The sequence below is a fragment of the Corynebacterium nuruki S6-4 genome (assembly GCF_007970465.1).
GTDB classification, from domain to species: Bacteria; Actinomycetota; Actinomycetes; order Mycobacteriales; family Mycobacteriaceae; genus Corynebacterium; species Corynebacterium nuruki.
On the sequence record NZ_CP042429.1, the window covers coordinates 97,549 to 124,041 of the forward strand.

25 protein-coding genes are annotated in these 26,493 nt (G+C 69.8%); 14 read left to right on the forward strand and 11 right to left on the reverse strand.

Annotated features, from left to right (window positions below; genetic code table 11):
- The first annotated feature begins 392 nt into the window (after positions 1-392).
- Positions 393-1,706 carry an ISL3 family transposase gene (locus tag FSW06_RS00515; RefSeq protein ID WP_010122905.1) on the forward strand — a complete coding sequence of 438 codons (1,314 nt, stop codon included), beginning with the start codon at positions 393-395 and terminating at the stop codon, positions 1,704-1,706.
- Here the strand turns inward: FSW06_RS00515 and FSW06_RS00520 are convergent.
- From FSW06_RS00520 to FSW06_RS00530, 3 genes are all read right to left on the reverse strand, one after another.
- Positions 1,703-2,170: a hypothetical protein gene (locus tag FSW06_RS00520; protein ID WP_146881281.1), complete on the reverse strand. Its 468-nt coding sequence runs from the start codon at positions 2,168-2,170 to the stop codon at positions 1,703-1,705. The genes FSW06_RS00515 and FSW06_RS00520 overlap by 4 nt on opposite strands.
- A 152-nt stretch (positions 2,171-2,322) precedes the next feature.
- Positions 2,323-2,901: a DUF402 domain-containing protein gene (locus tag FSW06_RS00525; RefSeq protein ID WP_010119313.1), complete on the reverse strand. Its 579-nt coding sequence runs from the start codon at positions 2,899-2,901 to the stop codon at positions 2,323-2,325.
- Between the two features lie 17 nt (positions 2,902-2,918).
- The gene (locus FSW06_RS00530) at positions 2,919-3,632 is read right to left on the reverse strand and encodes an Rv1157c family protein (RefSeq protein WP_029449041.1); all 714 of its coding nucleotides are present in this window, start codon (positions 3,630-3,632) and stop codon (positions 2,919-2,921) included.
- Between the two features lie 154 nt (positions 3,633-3,786).
- On the opposite strand from FSW06_RS00530, the gene typA reads away from it, so the two are divergent.
- The 6 genes from typA (at position 3,787) to dapC (ending at position 10,653) form a co-directional block, all read left to right on the forward strand.
- On the forward strand, positions 3,787-5,700 hold the full coding sequence (gene typA, locus FSW06_RS00535; protein WP_010119311.1) for a translational GTPase TypA: 1,914 nt from the start codon (positions 3,787-3,789) through the stop codon (positions 5,698-5,700).
- A 36-nt stretch (positions 5,701-5,736) separates the two neighbouring features.
- Positions 5,737-7,656, forward strand: a complete 1,920-nt coding sequence (locus FSW06_RS00540) for an ABC transporter family substrate-binding protein (RefSeq protein WP_139024401.1) — start codon at positions 5,737-5,739, stop codon at positions 7,654-7,656.
- Positions 7,653-8,621 carry an N-acetyl-1-D-myo-inositol-2-amino-2-deoxy-alpha-D-glucopyranoside deacetylase gene (mshB, locus tag FSW06_RS00545; RefSeq protein ID WP_010119309.1) on the forward strand — a complete coding sequence of 323 codons (969 nt, stop codon included), beginning with the start codon at positions 7,653-7,655 and terminating at the stop codon, positions 8,619-8,621. Before FSW06_RS00540 ends, mshB begins: the two co-directional genes overlap by 4 nt.
- Positions 8,622-8,625: 4 nt before the next feature.
- Positions 8,626-9,051: a hypothetical protein gene (locus tag FSW06_RS00550; RefSeq protein WP_010119308.1), complete on the forward strand. Its 426-nt coding sequence runs from the start codon at positions 8,626-8,628 to the stop codon at positions 9,049-9,051.
- 86 nt (positions 9,052-9,137) lie between these two features.
- Positions 9,138-9,461 (forward strand): ferredoxin, encoded by a 324-nt coding sequence (gene fdxA / locus FSW06_RS00555; RefSeq protein ID WP_010119307.1) that lies wholly within the window; start codon positions 9,138-9,140, stop codon positions 9,459-9,461.
- Between the two features lie 61 nt (positions 9,462-9,522).
- Positions 9,523-10,653 (forward strand): succinyldiaminopimelate transaminase, encoded by a 1,131-nt coding sequence (gene dapC / locus FSW06_RS00560; RefSeq protein WP_010119306.1) that lies wholly within the window; start codon positions 9,523-9,525, stop codon positions 10,651-10,653.
- 259 nt (positions 10,654-10,912) lie between these two features.
- Here dapC and dapD read toward each other — a convergent pair whose 3' ends face one another.
- Together dapD and FSW06_RS00570 are read right to left on the reverse strand one after the other, a co-directional pair.
- On the reverse strand, positions 10,913-11,824 hold the full coding sequence (gene dapD, locus FSW06_RS00565; protein ID WP_010119305.1) for a 2,3,4,5-tetrahydropyridine-2,6-dicarboxylate N-succinyltransferase: 912 nt from the start codon (positions 11,822-11,824) through the stop codon (positions 10,913-10,915).
- A gap of 28 nt (positions 11,825-11,852) precedes the next feature.
- The gene (locus tag FSW06_RS00570; RefSeq protein WP_010119304.1) at positions 11,853-13,265 is read right to left on the reverse strand and encodes an amino acid permease; all 1,413 of its coding nucleotides are present in this window, start codon (positions 13,263-13,265) and stop codon (positions 11,853-11,855) included.
- Between the two features lie 64 nt (positions 13,266-13,329).
- Here FSW06_RS00570 and dapE point away from each other — a divergent pair, with 64 nt between their 5' ends.
- The 4 genes from dapE to FSW06_RS00590 are packed head-to-tail and all read left to right on the forward strand — an operon-like array spanning position 13,330 to position 17,846.
- Entirely contained in the window at positions 13,330-14,508 is a 1,179-nt protein-coding gene (gene dapE, locus FSW06_RS00575) for a succinyl-diaminopimelate desuccinylase (RefSeq protein WP_010119303.1), read from the forward strand.
- A gap of 21 nt (positions 14,509-14,529) precedes the next feature.
- Positions 14,530-15,399: an LOG family protein gene (locus FSW06_RS00580; RefSeq protein ID WP_010119302.1), complete on the forward strand. Its 870-nt coding sequence runs from the start codon at positions 14,530-14,532 to the stop codon at positions 15,397-15,399.
- Complete coding sequence (locus FSW06_RS00585) at positions 15,392-16,921, forward strand: M17 family metallopeptidase (protein ID WP_010119301.1); 1,530 nt, start codon at positions 15,392-15,394, stop codon at positions 16,919-16,921. Before FSW06_RS00580 ends, FSW06_RS00585 begins: the two co-directional genes overlap by 8 nt.
- A 25-nt stretch (positions 16,922-16,946) precedes the next feature.
- Positions 16,947-17,846 carry a methyltransferase domain-containing protein gene (locus FSW06_RS00590; RefSeq protein WP_010119300.1) on the forward strand — a complete coding sequence of 300 codons (900 nt, stop codon included), beginning with the start codon at positions 16,947-16,949 and terminating at the stop codon, positions 17,844-17,846.
- 264 nt (positions 17,847-18,110) lie between these two features.
- On the opposite strand, the gene FSW06_RS00595 is transcribed toward FSW06_RS00590, so the two are convergent.
- From FSW06_RS00595 to FSW06_RS00605, 3 genes are all read right to left on the reverse strand, one after another.
- The gene (locus tag FSW06_RS00595) at positions 18,111-19,589 is read right to left on the reverse strand and encodes a glycoside hydrolase family 32 protein (RefSeq protein ID WP_010119299.1); all 1,479 of its coding nucleotides are present in this window, start codon (positions 19,587-19,589) and stop codon (positions 18,111-18,113) included.
- Between the two features lie 25 nt (positions 19,590-19,614).
- On the reverse strand, positions 19,615-20,328 hold the full coding sequence (locus tag FSW06_RS00600) for a DedA family protein (RefSeq protein ID WP_010119298.1): 714 nt from the start codon (positions 20,326-20,328) through the stop codon (positions 19,615-19,617).
- 115 nt (positions 20,329-20,443) lie between these two features.
- On the reverse strand, positions 20,444-21,130 hold the full coding sequence (locus FSW06_RS00605; protein ID WP_010119297.1) for an O-methyltransferase: 687 nt from the start codon (positions 21,128-21,130) through the stop codon (positions 20,444-20,446).
- A 291-nt stretch (positions 21,131-21,421) separates the two neighbouring features.
- Here FSW06_RS00605 and sigE point away from each other — a divergent pair, with 291 nt between their 5' ends.
- The 3 genes from sigE (at position 21,422) to tatB (ending at position 23,245) form a co-directional block, all read left to right on the forward strand.
- Entirely contained in the window at positions 21,422-22,027 is a 606-nt protein-coding gene (sigE, locus tag FSW06_RS00610; protein WP_010119296.1) for an RNA polymerase sigma factor SigE, read from the forward strand.
- Positions 22,028-22,115: 88 nt separating this feature from the next.
- Entirely contained in the window at positions 22,116-22,523 is a 408-nt protein-coding gene (locus FSW06_RS00615) for an anti-sigma factor family protein (RefSeq protein ID WP_010119295.1), read from the forward strand.
- A gap of 83 nt (positions 22,524-22,606) precedes the next feature.
- Positions 22,607-23,245, forward strand: coding sequence for a Sec-independent protein translocase protein TatB (gene tatB, locus FSW06_RS15010; RefSeq protein WP_010119294.1), 639 nt, complete (start codon positions 22,607-22,609; stop codon positions 23,243-23,245).
- Between the two features lie 135 nt (positions 23,246-23,380).
- Here tatB and FSW06_RS00625 read toward each other — a convergent pair whose 3' ends face one another.
- From FSW06_RS00625 to FSW06_RS00635, 3 genes are all read right to left on the reverse strand, one after another.
- Entirely contained in the window at positions 23,381-24,511 is a 1,131-nt protein-coding gene (locus FSW06_RS00625) for an Mrp/NBP35 family ATP-binding protein (RefSeq protein WP_010119293.1), read from the reverse strand.
- Between the two features lie 11 nt (positions 24,512-24,522).
- Positions 24,523-25,095: a DUF1003 domain-containing protein gene (locus FSW06_RS00630; protein WP_010119292.1), complete on the reverse strand. Its 573-nt coding sequence runs from the start codon at positions 25,093-25,095 to the stop codon at positions 24,523-24,525.
- 93 nt (positions 25,096-25,188) lie between these two features.
- Entirely contained in the window at positions 25,189-26,478 is a 1,290-nt protein-coding gene (locus FSW06_RS00635) for a magnesium transporter MgtE N-terminal domain-containing protein (RefSeq protein ID WP_029449024.1), read from the reverse strand.
- Positions 26,479-26,493 lie beyond the last annotated feature (15 nt).

Consider the following 26,493-nt stretch of genomic DNA (forward strand, 5'->3'; position numbering starts at 1 on the left):
GGTGATCTCGACCAGCGCACAGCCCCGGATCTGAGCGTCAGACACATATGTTCCCCGATCCGTGACACGGACCGGGGGACAGGTGCCTCCGGTGGTACGCAGGTTCGACCGGGTGGGGCGTTTAGTCGGCGGGCGTGCCCCAGGTGTAGTTACCGTCTTCTCCCATGAAACAGTGGAGGGTTGAGCCGTCAGCCGCAGTGGCGGTGTCGCCCGTGTTGGCTGCGAGTGCGCTGCACTCGTCGCCAGGCTTTACTGGCTCTTCGCGGTTGAGAGTGCGTAGCTGACGTTCGGGCGGGGTCGACGAGGACCCGGGGTGGCACAACATACAGAGGCCCTGGCCGGTACAAGATGAGAGTTACCACACCTTCATCTGACCGAACCAGGACCCTATCGTGCACCCTACTGGCAACCTCGTCGCCGACACCATCTGCCGCACTGCGGAACTCGGACTGACGATCACCGGTGCTGCCGACGCCGGCACACTCACCATCATCGACGCTGCCCCGCTGGCAGTCGCCGATTCCTGCCCGGACTGCGCGATGCCTGGGGCGAAGCGGGACCACGTCCGACGTCGACTCGTCGACCTGCCGGTCGTCGGGTTCCCCACTCGCCTGCACGTCCGGGTACCGCGCTTCACCTGCACCAACCCCACGTGCAGCAGGAAGATCTTCCAGACCTCCCTGCCGTGCGCCGACGATGGAGCCACGCTGACCCGTCGGGTGACCCGCTGGATCCTCCAGCGCCTTGCCATCGACCGGATGAGTGTCGCGGCAACCGCCAAGGCCCTCGGCGTGGGCTGGGAATTGGTCAACAAGGTCGCCGTCACCGCCACCCGGAACCTCGTCTACGCCGACCCGTCGCACCTGGCCGGAGTACGGATCCTCGGAGTCGATGAGCATGTCTGGAAGCACACCCGCCGGCCCGGCGAGCCGTCCTCAATGGTCACCGTCCTGGTGGACCTGACCCCACTGGTCGACGGGGCGGGTCCGGCCCGTCTGATCGACATGCGGCCGGGCCGCAGCGCAGAGGTTCTGCGGACCTGGCTTCGTGAACGTGACCCGCAGTTCCGGGCCGGGGTACAGGTCGTGACGATGGACGGATTCGCCGGTTACGCCACCGCCGTCGACCACGATCTACCAGCGGCGAGGAAGGTCATGGACCCGTTCCATGTCGTCCACCTGGCCGCCGAGAAGCTGACGGGGTGTCGGCAACGCCTGCAGCGCGAAACCACCGGGCGGCGGGGGAGGAAGGACGATCCGTTGTACAAGCACCGCCGGGCGCTGCTGACAAGGACGAACTTCCTCACCGACCGGCAGAAACAACGTCTGGATCTGCTGTGGGACACCGACGACGACTACGTAGCGTTGCAGGTGACCTGGGAGTTCTACCAGGACGTCATCGCCGCGTACGGCCACCCGGACAAGTCACGGGGCAAGAAGTTGATGTCCAGGGTGATCGACGCTCTGCGTCAGGGTCTACCCGCGGGGCTGGAGGAGTTGGCACAGCTTGGACGGACCCTGTGGCGCCGACGGGCCGACATCCTCGCGTACTTCGACCTTGGCGCGACCAACGGGCCGGTGGAGGCGATCAATGGACGGCTGGAGCATCTGCGCGGCATCGCCCTGGGGTTCAGAAACCTGAACCACTACATCCTGAGGTCACTGATCCACTCAGGTCAGCTGCAGGACCGGATCAACGCACTCTAGAACGCGAAGAGCCGCTTTACTGGCGGCACCGGGGGCGTGGACGGTTCTTCAGTGGTGCCTCCGTCGCCGTTGTCGTCACCGTCGACGGGGTTCTCGGGATTCTCCGGGGTGTCGCCGTTGTCGCCACCTCCGTTGTGGTCGCCGCCGCCGTTTTCTCCACCACCGTTACCGTGGTCGCCGTCGGGCTCACCGGGGTGGTTCCCGCCACCGTTGCCGCCGGGTTCACCGGGCTTACCGGGCTCGCCCGGCTCACCGGGCTGGTTGTGGCCGTCGCCGGGGCGTTCGCCCCGGTCCCGGTCCTTGGGGGCCTTGGAACTGGTGGTCGAGGTCTTGCTCGCCGACGTGGTGGCGGAGGTCGTCGTGGCGGTGGTGGACGGGGAACTGTCGTCATCCCCGCCGCAGGCGGCGAGGGAGATCGAGGCAGCCAGTGCTGCGGCGAGGACGAGAGGCTTACGGAACGTCATGGGTTCTCCTGATGGGCGTCGGGCGCCGGCCGGGACCGGTGGTGCGGACGGGCAGTGCGATGTCACCGGCGTCGACGACCGCGAAACTGTATCGCCAACGAAATGAGCATATTCACAGGATATATGACGTAAAACGTCAGGTGAAACAGGGGTTACTTTTCGGGTGGCGCGAGCGTGACGGAGGCGGGGTCGGCCCACGACAGCGGATAGCCCTCAGTGGCGAGCCACGGTTCCACACCGCCGGCGTCGATCATCCCGGTGACCAGCCGTTGGGAGGCGGTCAGTGCCCGAGAGCCGGTGGTGGCGTCCAGAAAGCCGGCGGCGAGGGCGTCGCCGAGCTCGTCGAGGTCGAGGAGTTCCCAGTGGCCGTGGGCGTAGGTGACGAGATCGACGTACAGGTCCGTGGTCGTCCACGGTGAGCCGGGCGTTCCCCCACGTCCGTCGCCGCTGCCGGGGACGACGTCCGCGATGTCGACGTAGAGCTCCTGGCCGGGCCAGGGGCCGTGGCCGGAACCGTTGCGGAAGTGGAAACGGTTCACGCGCAGGGTGAGTGCCGGGATCAGCCAGCTCTCGAGATAACCGAACCGGGGATGGTCGGCGGGCCGGGCCATGTAGAGCGCACCGGGGAGTGAATCCCAGCGGTCGACGGACCTGACGAACCCCTTCGGGTCCGTATTGGTCCCGCCCGGGATGTCGAAGGACTCGGTCTTGGGCCGGTGGAGGTCGCCCATGGTGTGTCCGTCCCCGGTCAGCCGACGTTGATGAGGCCGACCGTGGGGGAGAACAGACAGTTCGCCGGTCCGGCGGGCTCGTCGGTCGTCACCCCGCCCTCGAGGACGGCCAGGACGGTGCCGGGGCCGGTGTCGGCGGTGCCGTCGAGGGTTCCGGGACCGTCGGGGTTGATGCCGGTGAACGTCAGCGGCGTGGAACCCATGCGTCCGTCGTCGATGTTGACCCAGTGGACGGTCATGGGCTGCTCCTGCTGTCCGGCGACCGGGCCGGTGCCCAGGGCGGTGAAGACGAAGGAGATCTGGCCGGCGCCCACGCCGGGCAGGGGAAGTGCGGCGGGGCCGGGAACGGCGGAGGTGGTGCCGACCGCGCTCTGGGCGCCGCCGATGCAGCGTTCGGCGACGGAGGGCCATCCGAACTGGGTGAAGGCGGGTCCGTCGACCGGCATGTCGGCGCCGGGCTCGCCGCCGCCGCGGAAGAAGCCGACGAGGGCGTCGATCGTGGACCTGATGTCGTCGGGCATGCTCGGCTGGTCGGCGAAGGTCTGCATCTTGTCGAGCACCGGTGGGGTGGGGCGTCCGAGTTCGTCGACGGGGCTGGTGTAGGTGCCGACCGGGTCGGTCGCGTTGGCGACGCTGGGCACGGTGACCACGGGCACCGCCACGGCGGTGACGGCAGCGACCGCGGCGGTCTTCAGGCGGTGGTGCGACACAACGAACCTCTCATTGCTCATCTACAACATGAGTCACTTTGGTAACGACAGTAACACAGCTTCCGGGGCTGCAGCGGCGTGATGAGAGAAAAACGACCGTCACCGGGTACGCTGTACTGTCGTTCGTCCCTTTTTCGCCGGACCCCCGAGAACTACTTAAGGAAGACCTGGATCTGTGTCACTGACTGAATTCCGCAATGTTGCCATCGTCGCGCACGTCGACCACGGCAAGACCACCCTCGTCGACGCCATGCTGCGCCAGTCGGGCGTCTTCGACCCCCACGCGGAGGTCCAGGACCGGGTCATGGACTCCGGCGACCTGGAGAAGGAGAAGGGGATCACCATCCTGGCCAAGAACACCGCCATCCGGCGGGTCGGCCAGGGCAAGAACGGCGACGATCTCGTCATCAACGTCATCGACACCCCGGGTCACGCCGACTTCGGTGGCGAGGTCGAGCGCGCCCTGTCCATGGTCGACGGTGTGGTGCTCCTCGTGGACGCCTCCGAGGGGCCGCTGCCGCAGACCCGCTTCGTGCTCGGCAAGGCCCTCGAGGCCAAGATGCCGGTCATCATCTGCGTGAACAAGACCGACCGCCCGGACGCCCGCATCGACGAGGTCGTCGCCGAGTCCCAGGACCTGCTCCTCGAGCTCGCCGCCTCCCTTGATGACCCGGAGGCCGCCGAGGCCGCCGAGACCCTCCTCGACCTGCCGGTGCTCTACACCTCCGGCCGCGAGGGCAAGGCCTCCACCGAGAACCCCGGCAACGGCAACGTGCCGGACTCGCCGGACCTCCAGCCTCTGTTCGACGTCCTCTACAACGTGCTCCCGGAGCCCTCCGCCGAGCACGACGCACCGCTGCAGGCCCACGTCACCAACCTCGACTCGTCCAACTTCCTCGGCCGTATCGCCCTGGTCCGTATCTTCGCCGGTTCCCTGCACAAGGGCCAGCAGGTCGCCTGGATGCACTACGACGAGAACGGTGAGATCCACACCAAGACGGTGAAGATCGCCGAGCTGCTGCGCACCGTCGGCGTGGACCGGGTCCCCGCCGACGAGGTCATCGCCGGTGACATCGCCGCCGTCTCGGGCATCGAGGACATCATGATCGGCGACACCCTCGCCGACCCGGAGCACCCGGTCGCCATGCCGCGCATCACCGTCGACGAGCCCGCGATCTCCGTGACCATCGGTGTGAACACCTCCCCGACCGCGGGCCGCAACGGTGGCGACAAGGTCACCGCCCGTCTGGTCAAGGCGCGTCTCGACCAGGAGCTCATCGGTAACGTCTCCCTCAGGGTCCTGCCGACCGAGCGTCCGGACGCCTGGGAGGTCCAGGGTCGTGGCGAGATGGCGCTGTCCGTCCTCGTCGAGACCATGCGTCGCGAGGGCTTCGAGCTGACCGTCGGTAAGCCGCAGGTGGTCACCCGGACCGTCGACGGCAAGCTCGAGGAGCCCTACGAGCACATGGTCATCGACGTGCCGGAGGAGCACCTCGGTGCCGTCACCCAGCTCATGGCGGCCCGCAAGGGCCGGATGGAGTCCATGGACAACGCCGGCACCGGCTGGGTCCGCATGAACTTCACCGTCCCGGCCCGTGGCCTCATCGGATTCCGCACGATCTTCATGACGGAGACCCGCGGTACCGGTATCGCCAACAACTACTCGGCCGGCTACGAGCCGTGGGCCGGCGAGATCAAGGACCGTCCGAACGGTTCGCTGGTCGCCGACCGGACCGGTCAGGTCACCGCCTACGCGCTGACCCAGCTCGCCGACCGCGGCGACTTCTTCGTCGAGCCGGGCGCCGAGACCTACGAGGGCATGGTCGTCGGCCAGAACAACCGTGACGACGACATGGACGTCAACGTCACCAAGGAGAAGAAGCTCACGAACATGCGTTCCGCGACCGCGGACGCCACCGTGACGCTGGCCAAGGCCCGCACCCTCTCCCTGGACGAGGCGATGGAGTTCTGCGGCACCGACGAGTGCGTCGAGGTCGCGCCGGACATCATCCGCGTGCGCAAGGTAATCTTGAGCGCCAGTGACCGGGCCCGCGCGAACTCCCGCCTGAAGGCCCGTAACAAGAACTGATCACCCGGGGTACCGGGATGAAGGGAGCCGTCGGACGTGGAGCTGCGAAGCCGCACCCGGCGGCTCCCTTCTGTGCTGGCGTTCGGGACCGTCGCCGCGCTGACGCTCGCCGGCTGCCAGGCGAATCCGGGGGACGCCCCGACCGTCGAGGACCCCTCGGACGCCTCGAGTGCCGCACCCCGCAGCACGACCCGCGGGGCCGTGCCCGATGAGCTGCGGACGGTCACGGCCGGTGTGGACACGGTGCCGGCCGACAGCAACCCGCACCTCATCGGATCGCAGTCGCTGGCCACGTCGGTCATTGCGGCGCTGACCCTGCCCAGCGCGTTCACCGCCCGGGAGGGCGGCCGCACGGACCTCAACACGGACCTGCTCGACGCCGCCGAGGTCACCGCCGGCGACCGGGACGCCCCCACGGCGGTCCGGTACCGCATCAGCGGCGCGGCGCAGTGGTCGGACGGGACGCCGGTCACCGGATCCGACTTCGAGTACCTGCGTGACCAGATCACCACCCAGCCCGGCGTCCTCGACCAGGCGCTCTACGCGAGCGTGAAGGATCTCGCGGTCTCCGCCGGCGGGCGGACGGTGGACGTCACCTTCTCCGGCCCCCAGCCGGACTGGCACGATCTGTTCGCCGACCTGCTGCCGAGCCATATCTACCGGGCGGAGAACCGGCCGTTCGCCACGATGATGGAGGGCAAGCCGGCGGCGTCCGCCGCGCAGTACGCGGTGCGCGGTTTCGACGCCGGCCGGGGGACGGTGCAGCTGGCCCGCAACGACCGGTTCTGGGGCGATACCCCGGCCCGGACCGACAGTATCGTGCTCACCGTCGTCCCCGACGATGCGACGGCGGCGCAGATGCTGCGGACCGGACAACTCCAGCTCGTCGCGACGCGGCGCGGTGCGGTGACCGCGGAATCCCTCGGTTCGGTCCCCGGGGTCACGACCCGGACCACCGGACGCCGCGCGAATCTGACGCTGGCGTTGAACACGACGTCCCCGCTGCTTGCGGGGGAGTCCCGCCGGGCCGGGGTCCTCGCGGCGGTCGACGCCGGTGCCGTCGCCCGGACCGTCTCCGGATCACCGGACGCCACAGCCCCGGCACCACTGCCGTCCGCGGCGGGGACCCGCGACCGTTCCCCGGAGCCGGCGGGCGGCGCAGCCCCGGAAAGCCCGGAGAGCCCGGAGAGCGGGGTTGCCCCGCTGCGCATCGGCGCCGAGGAATCGGACCGGACAGCGGTGGAGGCCGCCCGTCGGGTCGTCGACCAGCTGGTGTCCGCAGGCATCCCCGCCCAGGTCGTCACCCCCGCCGCCGCCGACCTCTACGGGACCTTCCTGCCGCGGGGCGAGGTCGATGCCGTCGTGGCCTGGCAGGACGAGGAGGAGACGCTCTCCGACCTGCGCAGCCACTTCGGCTGCGATCCCGCCGTCCGGCAGGTCAGCGACCCGGCGACGCCGCTGCCGTCGTCGTCGGGGCGCCCCACCCGACCGTCGAGCACGCCGAGCTCTGCGCCGTCGTCCTCTGAGCCGACGTCCTCTGAACCGACGACCCCGGCACCGGCCTCCGGAGAAACGACGGAACCGAACGACCCCGGACGACCGGCGCGGGACGGTGGCGGGCGCGCGTCGAACCTCAGCGGCCTGTGCGATCCGGAGATCGACGGCCTGCTGGACGCTGCAGCCGCTGATGCCGCTGACGCCGACGCCGACAGTGCGGCGGTCCCGGCGACGATCGCCCGGGTCCGGGAACTGGCGGGCGGATCCGCCGTCGAACTCCCGCTGATGGATGACCGCCTGGTGGTCGCGGTCGACGGGGTGACCGGGCCGGGGGACGGACTGGCGGACTGGCCCATGGGCCGGGAGACCGGGCCGTTCCTCAGTGCGGGTGAATGGACCAGGACACCGGCCGGCGGAAGCCGGCAGAGTACACAGGAACCGGAGGAGAACAACAGGTGAGAGATCTCGAGGGTGTCCGGATTGTCGCGGTACACGCGCACCCGGACGATGAATCACTGTGGACCGGGCTGGCACTGGCCGCCTGGTCGCGTCGTGGCGCGGAGGTCACGGTGGTGACCTGCACGCTCGGTGAGGAAGGCGAGGTGATCGGTGACAAGTACGCCGATCTGGTCGCGGACCGGGCCGACATCCTCGGCGGCTACCGGATCGCCGAGCTGCAGCGGGCGCTGACGGCGCTCGGGGTCAACCGGGACGCCGCCACCGGCATCACCCGCCCCCGTTTCCTCGGCGGCGTCACCCGCTGGCGGGACTCGGGGATGGCGGGTACCCCGGCCGCCGGGCATCCCCGGGCCTTCGTACGCTCCGGGCAGGCGGCGGTGGACGCGCTCGTCGCGGAGTTCGCACAACTTCGTCCCGATGTCGTGGTGACCTACGGCCCGGACGGCGGCTACGGGCACCCGGACCACGTCCGGGCCCACGAGATCACCCACGCGGCGGTCCGGGCGTCCGCCGCGGCGGGGGAGCGGACCCCGGCCCGGATCCTGTGGTGCGTGACCGAACGCGAGGTCCTCGACGACGGCCTCGCTGCGGTGACCGGTGCAGCCGGCGCGACCGGCGTTCCGGCCGGTTGGCGCCTGCCGGAGCCCGGCGAACTCGCCTCGGTACCCGCGGCCGGGGTCGACGGCCGGGTCGTCGGCGAACCCGGTGACGTGGCGGCGAAGCAGGCGGCGATGGCCGCCCACGCCACCCAGCTGTGGGTGGCGGACGGCGCGGTCACCGACGTGATCGGCGAGGCCCGGTCGTCCGCGGCCGGATCCCCGACGGTGTTCTGCCTGTCGAACCGCATCGTCCAGCCGCTGACGGGCACGGAGAGCTACATGGTCGGGGAGGAGTTCGGTGCGACGTCCGGACTTTCCCGGGAGACACTGGACAGACTAGACTGTCTACTCGTGGATCGGAGGTGACGGGATGGACGTGGAACCCCACTGGGGCGACCCGGAGCGCAGTCAGGTCAGGGAGGACACCTCCCGCGGTGAACGCATCGCAGGCATCACCTGGCTGTCCGTCGGCGCCGTCGTCTCGCTGCTGATCGCCGCGCTCTACCTGGGCTCCCGGATCAGTATCGGCGACACGTCCGTCCCGGTCCCGTGGCCGGTGCTCGCCGCGCCCCTGTTCAACTGGGTGCTGACGAGAACCGCCCTGCTGTGGACCGGTGACCGCCGGATCGCCGCGATCCCGCTGTGGGTCTGGCTGGCGGGGTACCTCATCCTCGTGTTCTGGCCGGCCCTGCCGGGCCTGGGCGGGGACACCATCCTCGGCAGCTCGCTGTGGACGCTCCTGCTGCTCCCCGCCGGTCTGGCCGGGGGCGGTTGGGCGCTGCTGCGGCTCAAGTGAGAAGATTCGAACCGACTGCAGTGACGAGCAGCGCGAAGACAGCGCGACAGAGAAAACCTGATGACTGACCAGAAAGTGACGACGAGATGACCTACGTGATCGCGCAGCCGTGCGTGGACGTGATGGACAGGGCGTGCGTGGAGGAATGCCCGGTCGACTGCATCTACGAAGGCAAGCGGACACTCTATATCCACCCCGACGAATGCGTGGACTGCGGCGCCTGCGAGCCCGTGTGCCCGACCGAGGCGATCTTCTACGAGGACGATCTCCCCGACGAGTGGGAGGACTACATCGACTTCAACGCCGCATTCTTCGACGACCTCGGTGACCCGGGCGGAGCCGCGAAGCTCGGCCCGCAGGACTTCGATGTCGACGGCATCAAGAACCTGCCGCCCCAGAACCAGGACTGAGCGGCAACACCCGAGCATCCCAGCACCCCAGCATCTCAGGATCAAGGTAAAGGACCATCACATGACCGTGCCGAAGCGACGTACCCTGTCGACCGAGCTCCCCGACTTCCCGTGGGATTCGCTGCAGGGGGCGAAGCAGACCGCGGCGTCCTGTCCGGACGGGATGATCGACCTGTCGGTCGGCACCCCGGTCGACGAGGTCGCCCCGTCGATCCGGCTCGCGCTGATGGACCACGCGGGTGAACCCGGCTATCCGCAGACCGTCGGCACCCCGGAACTGCGGACGGCGATCCTCGCCGCACTGGAACGCCGCTACGGCGTCACCGGTGTGGCCGGGGACGGGATCCTCCCGGTGGTGGGCACCAAGGAGGCCATCGCCTGGCTGCCGTTCATCCTCGGGGTCGTCCCCGGGCAGACCGTGGTCATCCCGGAGCTCGCCTACCCGACCTACGAGGTGGCCGCGAAGCTCGCCGGGGCGGACGTGCTGCGCAGTGACTCGCTGCTCAAGCTCGGCCCGCAGGTCCCGGCGATGATCTTCCTCAACTCCCCGGCGAACCCGCACGGCAAGGTGCTCGGCATCGACCACCTGCGGAAGTTCGTGGAGTACGCCCGGGCCCGCGATGTCATCGTCGTCTCCGACGAGTGCTACCTCGGCCTCGGCTGGAACGAGACCCCGGAGGACGCCCCGGTCTCCATCCTCGACCCCCGGGTCTGCGACGGTGACCACACGAACCTCATCGCGGTCCACTCGCTGTCGAAGACCTCGAACATGGCGTCCTACCGATCCGGATTCCTCGCCGGTGACCCGGCGTTGATCGCCGAGGCGTTGAGCGTGCGGAAGAACGCCGGACTGATGATGCCCGGCCCGATCCAGGCGGCCTCCGCCGCCGCCTACGACGATGACGACCAGGAGACGCTGCAGAAGGAGCGGTACCGTCGCCGCCGGGAGGTCCTCGCCGCCGCGGTGCGGGACGCCGGCCTGCGGATCGACCACTCCGAGGCCGGCCTGTACCTCTGGGCGACCGAGGACCGGCCCTGCCGCGAGACCGTCGACCGATTCGCCGCACTCGGCATCCTCGTCGCCCCGGGTGAGTTCTACGGTCCGGCGGGGGAGAAGCACGTGCGCATCGGACTGACCGCCACTGACGCGGACATCGCTGCGGCGGCGGAGCGGCTTCGGACACTCGCGTAACAGCGGGGGAGCCGCGCACGGGGGTCCGGTGGTGTCCGGCGGCGGGGAGGACGCGTGTCCCCGACGTGCCCCCGGACCCGACAAGGGCCCCGACCCCTGAACCTGACACCGACCCCGACGTTCACGGAACGAACCGACGGGTCGTTTTTCCTGTCTCTGGACGGCACCCGGGTTCGTGAACCCGACATCCGCAGGGGCCGGTCGACACCTGGGTTCGTGAACCCGACGGCGCCGTCCACGAGTTCCCCGGGAAGTACAGCTAGTTCTTGTGGAGCGCCTCGTTGAGCTCCACGGACCCGGCGGCGCGCGGCACCGCCTCGACGGCACCGGTGACCGAGTTCCGTCGGAAGAGCAGGTTCGGCACACCGGACAGTCGCGCGGCCTTCACCGGCTCACCGTCGACGAGGACCTTGGTACCGAAGGTGACGTAGAGTCCGGCCTCGACCACACAGTCATCACCGAGCGAGATACCGACACCGGAGTTCGCACCGAGCAGGCAACGCTTCCCGATGGAGATGACCTCCTTGCCGCCCCCGGACAGGGTGCCCATGATCGACGCACCGCCGCCGACATCGGAGCCGTCGTCGACGACGACACCGCCGGAGATCCGGCCCTCGACCATCGAGGAACCCAGGGTACCGGCGTTGAAGTTCACGAAGCCCTCGTGCATGACCGTGGTGCCCTCGGCCAGGTGGGCGCCGAGCCGCACCCGGTCCGCGTCGCCGATACGCACCCCGGTCGGGACGACGTAGTCGACCATGCGGGGGAACTTGTCGACCGAGTACACGGTCACCGGGCCGCGGGCCAGCAGCTTCGCGCGGGTGGCCTCGAAGCCGGTGACCTCGCAGGGGCCGAAGTTGGTCCACACCACGTTGGTGAGGGTGCCGAAGAGGCCGTCGAGGTTGCAGCCGTGGGGCGGCAGCACGCGGCCGGAGATGAGGTGGAGGCGCAGGTAGGCGTCGGCGGCGTCGGCGGGCGGGGTGTCGAGGTCGGCGATGGTGGTGTGCACGACCCGACGGTGGACGCCCCGGTCGGCGTCCTCGCTCTCGAGATGGCTGAGATCGGTGGGGGAGGAGGGCGCGTCCCCCAGCCCGAACTCGGGGTACCAGACGTCGAGGACGGTCTGGTCGGCGGTCAGGGTCGCAATTCCGGTTCCGTAAGCGGCAGTCATGCCGGGAAGTCTACCGGGGTGCCGCGACCTACTGGCCCGCGGTCTCCCCGGAACGGTCACGCAGGGCGTCCTGATCGGAGGCGTCGTGGTGCCGGGTGACATAGGTGCCCAGCGCGCAGAGCAGACCGAAGGCGATGACCACCGTGATGACCTGCTGGCGGGCCGAGTCGTCGAAGAGCATGAGGATCGTCAGCGCCGCCAGGGCGACGAGAGTGAGGACCGGCAGCACCGGCCACCCCCACATCCGCAGTTTCAGCGACCCCTCGGCCGCGAGCTGCGGGCGCAGCTTCAGCTCGGAGAGCACGATCATCACCCAGATGACCAGCAGTGAACCACCGACCGCGTTGAACAGGATGTTGATCAGGTCCGTCGGACCCCAGATCTGCAGACCGACGGAGATGAAGGCGAAGACCAGCGAGCAGGCCACCGCGGCGATCGGCACCCGCTGCGAGGACAGCTTGCGGAAGAACTTTGGGGCGTTGCCCTGCCAGGCGAAGGAGTACATCAGGCGCGAGGTCGCGTAGATCTGGGCGTTGAACGCCGAGAGCAGCGCCAGGACGATGACGATCTCCATGATCCCGACGATCGCGGGCACGTCGGCCATGCTGAGCACGCGGGTGAACGGCGAGTTGGAGGCGTCCTCCTCGTCGGCGAGGTCGGTGTAGTTGATCAGCGTGGTGATCACGGCGACGGAACCCAGGTAGAACAGCATGATGCGCCAGACGACGGCGCGGACCGCCGAGGTGATGGCCTGGCTGGGCTTCTCCGACTCGGCGGCGGCGATCGTCACGATCTCGATACCGCCGAACGCGAAGGCGACGGCGAGCAGACCCGCGGAGATCCCGGAGACACCCTCCGGGGCGAACGGGGTGAGGTTGTCGGTGCCGACGGCCTCGTGACCGGGTAGCCAGCCGAAGATGAGCAGCACACCGATGACGAGGAACGCGAAGATGACGGCGACCTTGACGAAGGAGAACCAGTACTCGAACTCACCGAAGCCCCGCACCGCGAACAGGTTCACGACGGTGAACAGGACGACACAGACGAGGCCGGGGATCCAGCCGTCGACCCCGAACCACTTGCCCATGATCGCGCCGGCGCCGGTGATCTCGGTGCCCATCACCATGATGAGCATGAACCAGTAGAGCCAGCCGAGCGAGAACCCTGCCCAACCGCCGAAGGCCTGACGGGCGTAGGTGGCGAAGGTGCCGGAGGCGGGGCGGGCGGCGGCGAGCTCGCCGAGCATCCGCATGACGAACACGACGACGATGCCGGCGACGATGTAGGAGATGAGGACCGCGGGTCCCGCGGCCTTGATGCCCACACCGGTTCCGAGGAAGAGTCCGGCGCCGACGGCGGATCCCAGGCCCATCATGGTCAGATGCCGGGTTTTCAGGCCGTGCCCGAGGTCCCGCTGTTCATCGCTCTTGGAAGCTGTCATGGACCTCATCTTCCCACAGCGCCTGTCAGGTGAGTCACCGCTGGTGGCACTACACTGAACGGCGATGAGTGAGTACACCCTTGATCTGAGCGCCCCGCCGGTCGACCTGACCCGGCAGCTGGTGGACATCCCCAGCACATCCCACGAGGAGACACCGATCGCGGACGCCCTGGAGCACGCCCTGCGCGACTTCGCGGCGGACCCGGCGACCACCCCCGGGCGGGTGGAGGTCGAACGCCACGGCAACACGGTCCTCGCCCGTACCCGTCGTGGCCTTCCGTCCCGGGTGGTGCTCGCCGGGCACATCGACACGGTCCCGCCCGCCGACAACCTGCCCTCACACCGGGGGCCGGACGCCGACGGCGTGGACTGCATCCACGGCCTCGGCTCCGTGGACATGAAGTCGGGGGACGCGGTCTACCTCCACGCCTTCGTCACCCTGGCCGCCGGCGACGACCTGGTCAGTGACCTCACCCTCGTCCTCTACGACGGGGAGGAGGTCGCCTCCCGCTACAACGGCCTCAAGGCGCTGGCGGAGAGCCGCCCCGACCTGCTCGCCGGCGACGTCGCCCTGCTCGGGGAACCCTCCGGGGCCGTCATCGAGGCGGGCTGCCAGGGCACCCTGCGGCTGCGGGTCACCGCGCACGGCACCCGGGCGCATTCGGCCCGGGCCTGGCTCGGTGACAATGCCGCCCACCGGCTGTCACCGGTCATCGCCCGGATCGCCGCCTACGACCCCCGGGACGTCGACATCGACGGCTGCGTGTACCGGGAGGGGATGAACATCGTCCACCTGGAATCCGGCGTGGCGACGAACACCATCCCGGACGAGGCCTGGCTGTTCGTCAACTTCCGCTTCGCCCCCGACCGGTCGGCGGAGGAGGCGCTCGCGCACACCCTGGAGGTTCTCGGCGTGGGGACCCCGGAACACCCGGCCGAGGGGTTCAGCATCGGGATCGACGACCTGTCCCCGGCCGCCCTGCCGGGACTGCACCAGCCGGTCGCCGCCGCACTCGTCGAGGCCACGGGCGGCCGGGTCCGCGCGAAGTACGGCTGGACCGACGTCGCCCGGTTCGCCGCCCTCGGGATCCCGGCGGTCAACTTCGGTCCCGGCGACCCCGGCCTCTGCCACACCCCGCAGGAGAACTGCCCGGTGGAGATGATCGACACCGTCAGCGACCAGCTGCTGCGCTACCTCACCACCCCACCGACCACGTCCGCCCCGACCCCCACGACAGACTGACCGGAAAGGATCCGCACACCGATGGCACCCATCCGACCGCAGCACGACAACCACGACGAGACCGCCGCCTTTGTCCACCAGGGCCCGGTGATGCGCCGCGGTGAGGCACTGCGGTTCGCGCCGACATCCACCACCGACCAACGGCTGCTCGATGAACAGCCGAACGCCGACTGGCTGCACACCGATCCCTGGCGGGTGATGCGGATCCAGTCGGAGTTCGTCGAGGGCTTCGGTGCCCTCGCGGAGATCCCGAAGGCCGTGACGGTGTGGGGATCGGCCCGCGTCGACCGGGACAGTGACTACTACCGCGCCGGGGTGGAGCTCGGTGCCGCCCTGCACGAGGCCGGGTACGCCGTGATCACCGGCGGCGGCCCCGGCCTGATGGAGGCGGCGAACCGGGGCTGTGCGGAGGCCGGTGGCCTGTCGATCGGGCTGGGCATCGAGCTGCCCCACGAACAGAGCATCAACGCCTGGGTGAACCTCGGCCTGAACTTCCGCTACTTCTTCGTCCGCAAGACGATGTTCCTCAAGTACTCCCAGGCCTTCATCGCCCTGCCCGGCGGCTTCGGCACCCTGGACGAACTGTTCGAGGCCCTCGTCCTCGTGCAGACCGGGAAAGTCCGGCAGTTCCCCATCGTCCTCATCGGGACCGACTACTGGGGTGGCATGACCGAGTGGATCCGGGCCCGGCTCATCGACGACGGGATGATCGCCGAAGGGGACCCTGACCTGTTCATCGTCACGGATGACCCGCAGGAGGCGGTCGCCCACTGCGTGGCCGCGCACCGGGGCCGCGCCGAGGAACTCCGCCGCCGGCGGCACGAACTGCGCCGGGAACTGATCGACCTGGAACGTCGCTTGCTCGAGGACAGTGACGACGACCGTGAGTGACCACAGTGATCTCCTGACACTCCCGCAGCCGGTCCCCACGGTCACCGTCGGCGGCACCCGGACCGGGTCCGAGGTCATCGACTGCCGGATCGTCCACCCCGGTGACGCCGGGCGGACGGCTCCAGCGCCGGCCGCTGGACCGGCCGCTGGACCGGCTGCTGAACCGGCGCTGACCGGGCCGGTCCGGGGCGCCGACGGCGTCTGGGAGATCACCGTCCCCGACCACCCCGCCCCGTTGACCGACCTGGTCGACCCGGCGGAGGAGCCCCACATCCTCGACGACGGCTGGCTCACCGCGGGAGCCCGGCTCGCCCGGCGGCTCAGCGAACTCGTCGCCGTCCACCCGGTGCGGGCGAAACGGCACCTGGTGCAGGTCGCGGTGCCGGCGGACACGGCCCGGCGGTCGCTGCGCGGGCTGGTGACCGGGCTGTGCCTCGGCGGCCACGTCCTCGATGTCGCCGGCGCCCGGCGGACCGGGCGCCACCCGGTCCTGCAGGCCGTGCACATCGACATCTCCGCGACGACGCTGGGCGAGGGGGAGGTGCGCAAAGCCGTGCGCACCGGAACCGTCCTCGGTGCGGCGACGGCCTGTGCCCGCGATCTCGGTGCGGTGCCGGCGTCCGCTGCGACGCCGGCCTGGTGGCGCCGGACCGCGAAGGCGGTCCTGGGTGACCTGCCGGGGACCCGGGCGAAACTGCACGGCGCCGGCTGGCTGCAGCGCAAGGGGTTCACCGGGCTGCTGTCCGCCGCCGCCGGTGAGGCCGCCGACCGGGAGACCCCACTCGGCGAGGGGGAGGCCGCGCTCCTGGAACTGGTGTGGGACCCGGACGCCGCCGGTGGTGAACTCACCGACGCCCGACCGGACACCGTCCTCGTCGGGGGCGCGACGGTGCCTGCCGCGGTCCGGGCGCTCGCCGAGCTGGGGGCGTCCCGCAAGGTCGTCGGACTGGTGCCGGTCACCGGTCCGTCGACCGCTGCGGTGGAGGTCCGGCCCGGTCGGCCCGACGAGTTCGTCCGTCACATCAACGGCCTGGTCACGCGGGTGAACGTCCGGGGTAATCCGGCGCGGCGTGCCGAGGTGACACAGCGGCTGCCGCTGGCGGACACCGTCGCGTGGGCGGTGCACCGCTACCGGCCCACGCAGGTCATCACGGTGGGCCCGCTGTCCGCGGCGACCCGGGTGGCCCTCGGCGACCGGACCGGGGCCGTCGTCACCGGAGACCCGGCACTCGCCCGACGACTCGCCCTGCGCGGGGCGAAGGTGGGGGAGCGGTGGTGGCCGTTGCCGGCACCCGACCACCTCGATGCGGCGGTGACGGCGCCGGACGCCGACCTGCTCCTCGTCCCGCCCGGACCGGACGTGGTCACCGGGGCACTGTATCTGCGCCGGTTCGCCGCAGGTACCGGCTTCATCCACCTCGACACCACCGGGCCGGCACTGTCCTGCCGTACCGCCGGAGAGTGTGACGAGGGCATCACGGGGTTCGGGGCGCGCACTCTAGTAGAGTGGTTGCGGAACTGACCTCTTCCAGTGAAAGAACGGTGCCGTGCTCTCTGACGTCATTGACCTGCTCGCCGATCCGGTCGACGGAAGTCCGCTGCATGCGGGTGACGTGTCCGAGGGAGGCGACTGGCGCACGCTCGTCTCGGATTCCGGCCACAGCTACGATGTCGCCCGTCAGGGCTACGTCACCCTGGCCGGCGGGGCCGGGCTGCGCTACAGCGGCGACGACGCCGAGATGATCTCCGCCCGGGAGACCTTCCTGTCCGGCGGCCATTTCGCCCCCTTCGTCGAGGCCGTCAGTGAGAATGTCGCCGACGTGCTCGACGATGCGGGCGTGGCCGATGACGCCCACCCCGCCATCGTCGAGATCGGGGCGGGGACCGGCTACTACCTGTCCCACACCCTCGACAGTGTCCCCGGCTCCCGTGGGGTGGGCATCGATGTCTCAGTCCCGGCCGCCAAGCGGCTGGCGCACTGCCACCCGCGGGTGGGCGCGGTTGTCGCGGACGCCTGGTCCCGTCTGCCGCTGCTCGACAACAGTGTGGACGCGGTCACCGTCATCTTCGCGCCCCGGAACGCCGCCGAGTTCGCCCGCATCCTCACCGAGCACGGTCAGGTGGTCGTCCTCACCGCGGACGCCGGGCACCTGGCGGAGCTGCGTGCCCCGCTCGGCATCATCGATGTGGAGGAGGGCAAGGTCGAGCGCATGATCTCCCAGGCCTCCGGTCACCTCGTCCCGGTCGGGGAACCGGAGACCGTGGAGTTCACCATGAACCTGGACCAGGCCTCGATCGCCGCGCAGATCGGGATGAGCCCCTCGGCCCGCCACATCCACCCCGACGTGCTGGCTGAGCGGATCGCGACACTGCCGGCGACGATGGAGGTCACCGCGCGGGCGAAGATCACCCGGCTCGGCCGGGATCCCCGCCTGGCCCGCAGCTAGCGTCGGGCGCGGAGTCCACCGTCGGCCCGGGCGGCCCCCGTGGATGAGGCGTTCCGGTGTGCCGGGGAGGCCGTGGACGCCGCCGTCGGTGTCGGGGTCACGAGCCGAGGGGGCGGTCGGCGCCTGCCGATGTCGGGGTCACGAGCCCAGGTGCTGTCCGGCGACGGAAAATTCGACCTGTCGGTTCGTTCCGCGGACAACAGGTCCGGTGTCGGGGCCGGGGCGGGTCCGATTCCTGGACGACACGCTCCCCGGGAAGTACACCTAGCGTCCGGCGCGGAGTTCACCGTCGGCCCGGGCGGCCTCGTGGATGAGGCGTTCCTGCTCCGCGGGATCGTCGAGTGCGGCGAGACGGCGCTCCAGGCTCCGCCCGAGCGACTCCATCGACGTCAGTACCCGGGCGCCGTCGGCCGCGTCCACCCGGAATCCGGCGAAGCGGTGCCCGTCCGGCTGCACCGGGAGAGCGGAGGTCAGTGAGACCAGACCGCCGTCGGCGAAGACCTCGCACACCGGCCCGTCGACGAGGACGGTGAGCGTGTCACTGTCGGCGTCGGCCAGTGTCGCGGACCGGGTCATCTCTCCGTCGGGGCCGGGACGGGTCACGGTGACGGCGTCCCCGGTGTGGACGACACGCAGCAGCACGTCCTCTGCGTCGTCGACGGCCGTGACGGTCACCGACCCGTGGCTGACGTCGAGTTGTGCGGTGAGGACGGCCGCACGGTCGGTGTAGGAGCGCACGGCCCGGGGCAGCCCGCGGACATCCTGGTAGAGGTGCCCGTCGTGGAGGGTGAGGTAGCGCGGCACGGACAGGCAGTTCGCCCAGGTACCGCCCTCCGTCTCTGCGGCGGTGGGGAAGGTCCCGACGAGACCGACGAGGACCGGGGCATCCTGCCCGGCGGACTGGGTGACCCGCGGCCGGGTGAAGTCGAGGCCGTGGTCGAGGACCTGGTAGGGGGCGGAGACCGTGAAACGGCACCCGTCGAGGGAGCCGACAAGATAACCGGCGGTTTCACCGTCACCGTCGGGGTACGTCACGAACAGGACGTCACGGGGTTCCCCGGTGGCGGTGTCGGTGAGCGGAACGATGCGCGGGGCGAACGGACGGCCGGTGGGCAGGTCGGACCGGCCGACGACGTCGAGCGGGCCGTCGACCGTCCAGGACTGCCGGTCCGGGGAGGTGAGGACGACGATGTGGGCGTCCTCGTCATCGTCGAGTGACAGGGCGAGCATGAGCCAGCCGGTACCGCGGCGGATGACCGAGGGGGTGACCAGCGGGCCGACCGGGTGGGCGGTGTCGTCGATGTCGACCGGGCCGAGCCGGCGGACCTGCGGGGCGACGACGGAGGGATCGTCCGAGATCTCGGCGGTGATCTCCGCGAGGTCCGGGATCAGCGCCCGCTCGATCCGGAAGGTGCGGTCGCCCCGGCGGTTGTGGGGCAGTGCCGTGGCGAGATCGCCGTCGGTGGCGACGAAGAACAGTTCCACCGCACTGTCGTCGACGACGACGGCGGAGCCGGCGAGACAGTCTGCCTCGTCGCCCCGGGGGGCGATGATGTCGTCGCAGACGTCCCAGCCGTAGGGGATGCCCGTGGCCGTCTGGTGGGCCCAACGGGCACCGGCCTGCGGGACCGGGCGGAACTGGTGGAAGACGTGGAGGGTGCTGCCCCGCCGCACGGCGCCGGCGGGGGCCTCGAGCACGCCGGTTTCGGCGGTGACGTGGAGTTCAGGGCGGAATCTGTTCACGTTCTCCCTGTATACCAGCGGCGGCTCAGTCGGTGGGGTCGTCGACGGCGAGAGGTGCGCCGGCACCGGTACCGGTGGTGTCTGTGGTGGCGGTGGTGCCTGTGTCACTGCTGTTGCGCACATTCCGGCGACCGCGCCACCATTCGAAAGCGATCGGGATGATCGTGAGGAGCACGATGACGATGATGATGGCGTCCACGTTGTCGCGGATGAACTGGATGGACCCGAGGAAGTAGCCCGCCACCGGAATGATGCAGGCCCAGGCGATGCCGCCGATGATGTTGTACGGGATGAACCGGCGCCGCGACATCCGGCTGACGCCGGCGAGAACCGGGACGATGGTCCGGATGATGGGGACGAACCGGGCGAGGATCACCGCGTAGGGGCCACGGGTCTCGAAGAACTCGTGGGCCTTGTCGATGCGTTCCTGTCCGATGATGCGTGCGGCGCGCGACCGGAGGATCGGCGGGCCCGCCCACCGGCCGATCTGGTACCCCGTCTGGTCGCCGACCACGGCGGCGATGCTGGCGACGAGCAGCAGCAGCCACAGCGGGGTGAACGGGTTGTCACCACCGGTGAACAGTCCGGCGACGAAGAGCAGTGAGTCGCCGGGCAGGAAAAAGCCGATGAGCAGGCCGGTCTCCGCGAACAGCACGATCGCGATACCGATCAGGCCGAAGCTGGCGACGATGTGTTCGACATCGGTGATGTCGTGGAAGAAGTCGGTGATGGAATCCACCGGGGAGACGTTAGCACGTGGCCCTGTGACAGTCGGTGCCGCGCGGCCGCGGCCGGGTCACGGTACGGCCACGGTACAGCCACGGTGCAGTCACGGCCCCGTCACAGTGCGGCCGTCAGGCGGCCAGCTTGGTCACCAGGGTGGCACCGGCGCCGAGCGGGAGGCGTGCCAGGGCCAGGTCCGTCCGGTCCCGGAGCTGCTGCTGGGTCTCGCGCACGGCGGTCGTCTCGCGGTCGGTGCGGGCCGGATCGGCGGCGGTGCCGTCGAGCAGTGAGTCGAGGAGGACGAGGATGCCGCCGGGACGCAGGGCCGGCAGCGCGGCGTCCACGGTCGCGGCGACGAGCTCCACAGGACAGTCGGAGACGACGATGTCGTAGGCGTCGACGGCGAGTCGCGTCACGCCCTCGAGCGGTGACGAGGGAAGGAACCGGAAGGCGCTGGGCCGGATTTCTGCGGCGGCGAACGCCTGCCGGGCGAGATGCTGGTGGGCGGCCTCCGGGTCGATGCAGGTGACGTGACCGCGGTTTCTGCCCCCGTCCTCCCCGAAGCCGGCGAAGAGGTACAGGCCGGTCACACCGGCGGCAGGTGACATCACCACGGCCGTCGGCTGTTCGCCGCCGGTGGCGCCGGACGCGGCCCGGGCGGCGAGGAAACTGAGCAGCTCACCGGTCATGGCGTCGGGGGTGAGCAGGCCGTATTCGTCGGCGGCGGTGCGGGCCTCGGCGAGCGGATCGTCGACGACGGCCGTGGCATCGACGTAGGCGCGGACGGCGTCGAGAGCGGAACCTGTATTGACATTCACGCAGCCAGGATAGGCCGGTCGTCGGGGCGGTGGTGGAAGACTCACCGGGGTGGCGGGCAGGGGAGACCCAATCTGAAACGTATGTGACTGGTGGGGGTAGTGAGGTTACATCTCAGTATGTTCGGGGGTTCCGTTCAGCCCGTTCGACGTGTATATTTCGGGACGAGAAGCATACCGGTGACGGTGCCGTCGTCGTGAGACGTCCCCGAGGCCCTCCCGAGACCTCCTTGCCAGGGAATGTCCAGCGGTACCGGATGCTGCGCCAACCCCGGCACTCCAGAATGGAGAACCATGAGCAGCGCGAGTTCGACCCCCGCCCGACCGGGCCCGGTGACGGAGCGGCAGACCGATGCGTTCGACCGCGGCGAAGGGGCGATGCCGAGCTGGGGGGACCTGGTCGACGAGCACGCCGACAGTGTCTACCGGCTCGCCTACAGCCTCAGCGGCAACCGGCAGGATGCCGAGGACCTCACCCAGGACACGTTCATGCGGGCATTCCGCTCCCTGAAGTCCTACCGGCCGGGCACCTTCGCCGGCTGGCTGCACCGCATCACCACGAACCTCTATCTCGACCTGGTCCGGCACCGCGCGACCGTGCGGATGGAGGCACTGCCGGAGGACTACGAGCGGGTCGCCGGGGAGGATCCGGGACCGGAACGGGTCTTCGAGTTCAACAACCTCGATCCGGCACTGCAGCGGGCCCTGGAAGGCCTGTCCCCGGAATTCCGGGTCGCCGTCGTCCTCTGCGACGGTTTCGACATGACCTACGAGGAGATCGGCGAGACGCTGGGGCTCAAGCTCGGCACGGTCCGGTCACGGATCCACCGGGCGCGGACGCAGCTGCGGGCCAGCCTCGACCGGTCCGCGGGGGAGCTCAGCTACGTCCGTCCGCTGTGACCGACCCGGCGCCGTCTCCGGCAGTATTGTCGGGATGGACGGGGTACCGCGGACGGCGGGGACCCACACAGAGAACGAGGAGAGCACGGTGGCGGAGAAGTTCCGGTTGACGGCCGTGGGACATCTCACTCCGGAGGTGACGGCGGCACTGGTCGACGGCGAGCTGAGCAGGGGCGCCGAGAACCGGGCGAAGGTCCACCTTGTCAGCTGTCCCGAGTGCCGGGCCGAGGTCCGGGAACAGCGGCAGGCCGCCCAACGCCTGCGGGGGGCGGCGGAAACGGCCCTCGGCGGCATCCACGCGCCCGGTGGGCTCCGTGCCCGGCTCGCCGGCATCCCGGAAACCTGTGCTGACGGTGGGGGAGACAGTCCGGACCCGGGGGACAGTGACCGGGTCGGTGTCGACGGGCGGCGGCGTCCTGAGTCCGTCGTCGCCCGGGTGGGTGGTGCGGTGCGCCGGACACTGCGCAGGTCGCCGCGCTACCACGGCCGGCGGTAAGATACCCGGGTACCGTCCACCCGTCCCCGCCCCGTGCGCGGCGGGTGGACCTTCAGCGGACAGCCAGAAGAGGAAGTGCAGCGTTGTTCTCGAGCATCGGTTGGGGCGAGGTCCTCGTCGTCGTCATCGTGGGCATCATCGTCATCGGCCCGGAGCGGCTCCCCCGGTTGATCACGGATGTCCGGGCGATGATCAAGGCGGCGCGGGACGCCGTCGCGACGGCACGCAAGGAACTCGACGAGGAATTCGGTGACGACTTCGACGAATTCCGGAAGCCGTTGTCCCAGCTCAACGACGTGCGCCAGATGGGGGCGAAGGGACTCATCACCAAGACCCTGCTCGACGGCGACGATTCCTTCCTCACCGATCTGGAGTCGTCCGCACGGTCGGTGTCCGATGCCGCGCGGGGGAGGGGACGCGACGCGGGACAGTCCGGGAGCGATGCCCGGGAGACATCGCAGCCGGAACGGTCGTCGCAGCCGGAACGGCAGGAGCAGCCGTCACAGTCAGAGCAGTCTGAACAGCCTGCGACGGCACCGGCCGACCCCGCCACGACGACGGCGGGTACAGCCGCAGCCGCCGGAACGGAACCTGCCGGGCCGGCGGACCGGACAGGGGATCAGGGCACGGACGACGAGGCCCGCGTCGAGCTGCCGCAGCAGCAGGACGTGGGCACGAGCCGGGACTGGAGCGCCGGGTCCGACTTCGACGACGCCCTCTAGTGACGACGGCCTGTGGTTGTACATTCTCCGGGGCCGCATGAACACGATGCCCGCGGAACGAACCGGCAGGGCGGATTCTGTCCCCGGACGACACCCGGGTTCGTGAACCCGACATCTGTAGGAGCGGGTGGCCCCTCAGTTCGGGGTCACGCCGAGGTTCAGCGACCGGCCCGCCAGCGAATTCCGCCGGGTCTTGAGGTGGTCGGCGAGGGCACCGAGTGCCGAGCCCGCGGGGGACTGCGGCTCGGAGATCGCGATCGGGTTACCGACATCGCCGCCGATCCGCAGATCGGGATCGAGCGGGATCTGGGCCAGCAGCGGAACCGTCGAGCCGGTGATCTGGCTGAGCCGGTCGGCGACGACCTGGCCACCACCGGAACCGAAGATCTCCATCCGGCTGCCGTCGGGCATCTCCATCCAGCTCATGTTCTCGATGACCCCGGCGATACGCTGCCGGGTCTGCTGGGAGATGGAACCGGCGCGCTCCGCGACCTCCGCGGCCGCGGCCTGCGGGGTGGTCACGATGAGCAGCTCGGCATTGGGCACGAGCTGGGCGACCGAGATCGCCACGTCCCCGGTTCCCGGCGGGAGATCGAGCAGCAGGATGTCCAGGTCGCCCCAGAACACGTCCGCGAGGAACTGCTGGATGGCTCGGTGCAGCATCGGGCCACGCCAGATGACCGGGGCGTTGCCGTCGAGGAAGTGACCGATGGAGATCATCTTCACACCGTGCGCCTGCGGCGGGATGATCATGTCGTCGACCTGGTTCGGCCGGGCCTCCGACCCCATCATGCGGGGCACCGAGTGCCCGTAGATGTCCGCGTCGACGATGCCGACATGCAGACCGCGCTGCGCGAGCGCGACTGCGAGGTTGACGGTCGTCGAGGACTTGCCGACCCCGCCCTTCCCGGACGCGACCGCGTAGACCCGGGTGGTCGAGTCCGGCTGGGCGAAGGGGATGACCGGTTCGGTGGTGGACCCCCGGACCTTCATGCGCAGCTCGCGGCGCTGCTCATCGGTCATGACGTCGGTGGTGACCGTGACGGAGCCGACGCCGTCGACCGACTCGGTCGCGGATTTCGTCCGCTCGGTCAGGGTGGATTTCATGGGGCAGCCCGCGATGGTGAGGTAGATCTCGACGGCCACGTCGGCGCCGTCGATGTCGATGGATTTCACCATCCCGAGGTCGGTGATCGGGCGGTTGAGCTCCGGATCCTCGACCGCATCCAGTGCGCTGCGGACAGCAGATTCAGTGACTGTAGACATCGTCGCCGATGTTACCCCTCAGAACCGTCCCGGCTGCCGTCGAGGTTGCTGTCGAGCCGGGCACCGGTCTCCGGGGTCCGGTGTTCGTGCCGCTGATCCTCCAGCTTGTCCTCGATGCGGTTGAGCAGGTCGGTGAGATCGTCGAGTTCGTGCCGCAGATAGTCCCGGGTGACCGTCTCACCGACCGCGATGCGGACCCCGGCGAGTTCGCGGGCGAGGAACTCGGTGTCCGCCTTCGTCTCCGCCGCCCGTCGGCGGTCCTCGTTGAGGGAGACCCGGTCCCGGTCATCCTGCCGGTTCTGCGCCAGCAGGATCAGGGGGGCCGCGTAGGCGGCCTGGGTGGAGAACGCCAGGTTCAGCAGGATGAACGGGTACGGGTCCCAGCTCCACCACAGGCCGCCGACGTTGAGGGCGATCCAGACGACGACGATCACCGTCTGCCACATGAGATACCTGCCGGTACCCAGGAAGCGGGCGACTTTCTCTGCGCCGACGCCGATGGCGTCCGCGTTCATCGAGAAGAACCGACGGCGGCGTCCGGTCGACGGGGTGTCGAGCTCGGAGCGGGTGTAGTTGTCCGGCACGGACGTCTCCTCCCAGGTCAGTGGTGGTCAGTGTTGCTCAGGCAGGTCAAGCGGGGTCAGTCGGGCTCAGACGGCTCAGACGGTCAAGCGGGGTCAGGCGCCCGCGGCAGCCCGCTGACTGTCGCGGTGGACCCGCCAGTCGTCGTCCCGCCAGTCCTCCGGCAGCAGGTGGTCGAGCAGGTCATCGACACCGACCGCGCCGAGCAGGTGACCGTCGTCGTCGAGGACCGGTCCGCAGACCAGATTGTAGGTCGCGAAGTACCGGGCCGCGGTCTCCTCACTGTCGTCGACGCCCAATGCCGGAAGGTCCGGGTCGAGGATCCCGCCCACGAGCGCCGACGGCGGTTCCCGCAGCAGTTTCTGCAGATGCACGCAGCCGAGGTACTTGCCGGTGGGCGTCGCCTGCGGTGGCCGGACCACGAAAATCAGACTGCTCAGTGACAGTGGAAGTTCGGGATTCCGGGCGTGGGCCAGGGCCTCGGCGACGGTCGCCTGCGGCAGGAGGACGATCGGCTCCGGGGTCATGAGGGCGCCCACGGTCTCCGGGGTGAACCGCATGAGCCGGCGCACCGGTTCCGAATCCTCCGGATCCATCAGCTCGAGGAGGACGTCCGCCCGCTCGTCGGACAGTTCCCCGAGCAGGTCGGCGGCATCGTCGGGGTCCATCTCCTCGAGCACGTCGGCCGCGCGCTCGATGCTGAGGTCGTCGAGGATCTCGGTCTGCTCGTCATCCGGCAGTTCGGCGAGGACATCGGCGAGACGTTCGTCGTCCATCTCCCGGGCGATCCGCACGCGCCGCTCCTGGGACAGGTCGTGGAGCTGCTGGGCGACGTCGGGGCTGCGCATGTCCTCGAATTCGGCGATGAGTTCGGCATCCGCGTCGACCGGTGCGGCACCGGAGGCGGACAGGCCGCGGACACTGTCGAGCGGGACGACCGACGGCGCACTGGGACGCCCCAGCCGACCACGGGTCACCACCGCCACCCGCCTGACCTCCCAGTCGCGGGTCCGGGTGCGTTCGAGCTCGACGTCGACGATCTCCACGGCGCGGCCGGACAACTGCGGGAACTCCGGGTCCTCCACATGCACCCGGGACCCCATGAGATCGTCGATTGCGGCGACCTCCCCCGCCCGGGAGCGGAACGGGCGCAGGTTCACCGAGCTGGTGTTCATCGTGACCTCCTTCGGATCGACGGAGGCGATACGCAGCATCGGCACGAAGATCCGGCGCTTCCCGGCGACCTCGCCGACCAGGCCGAGGGCGCGGGCGCCGCTCGGCCGGATGCTCACGACGACATCCCGTACCCGCCCCACCGACTCGCCGTCGGCGCCGAGGAGGATCATTCCCGCCAGCCGTCCGACGAAGACACGTGATGCACTCATGCCGTCGAGAATACG

Excerpts from the sequence above, each read along its gene's own strand:
- FSW06_RS00520 (WP_146881281.1), bottom strand. The coding sequence starts at position 2,170 with ATGACGTTCCGTAAGCCTCTCGTCCTCGCCGCAGCACTGGCTGCCTCG.
- FSW06_RS00525 (WP_010119313.1), bottom strand. The coding sequence starts at position 2,901 with ATGGGCGACCTCCACCGGCCCAAGACCGAGTCCTTCGACATCCCGGGC.
- FSW06_RS00530 (WP_029449041.1), bottom strand. The coding sequence starts at position 3,632 with ATGAGCAATGAGAGGTTCGTTGTGTCGCACCACCGCCTGAAGACCGCC.
- FSW06_RS00550 (WP_010119308.1), top strand. The coding sequence starts at position 8,626 with ATGGACGTGGAACCCCACTGGGGCGACCCGGAGCGCAGTCAGGTCAGG.
- fdxA (WP_010119307.1), top strand. The coding sequence starts at position 9,138 with ATGACCTACGTGATCGCGCAGCCGTGCGTGGACGTGATGGACAGGGCG.
- dapC (WP_010119306.1), top strand. The coding sequence starts at position 9,523 with ATGACCGTGCCGAAGCGACGTACCCTGTCGACCGAGCTCCCCGACTTC.
- dapD (WP_010119305.1), bottom strand. The coding sequence starts at position 11,824 with ATGACTGCCGCTTACGGAACCGGAATTGCGACCCTGACCGCCGACCAG.
- FSW06_RS00570 (WP_010119304.1), bottom strand. The coding sequence starts at position 13,265 with ATGACAGCTTCCAAGAGCGATGAACAGCGGGACCTCGGGCACGGCCTG.
- dapE (WP_010119303.1), top strand. The coding sequence starts at position 13,330 with ATGAGTGAGTACACCCTTGATCTGAGCGCCCCGCCGGTCGACCTGACC.
- FSW06_RS00580 (WP_010119302.1), top strand. The coding sequence starts at position 14,530 with ATGGCACCCATCCGACCGCAGCACGACAACCACGACGAGACCGCCGCC.
- sigE (WP_010119296.1), top strand. The coding sequence starts at position 21,422 with ATGAGCAGCGCGAGTTCGACCCCCGCCCGACCGGGCCCGGTGACGGAG.
- FSW06_RS00625 (WP_010119293.1), bottom strand. The coding sequence starts at position 24,511 with ATGTCTACAGTCACTGAATCTGCTGTCCGCAGCGCACTGGATGCGGTC.
- FSW06_RS00635 (WP_029449024.1), bottom strand. The coding sequence starts at position 26,478 with ATGAGTGCATCACGTGTCTTCGTCGGACGGCTGGCGGGAATGATCCTC.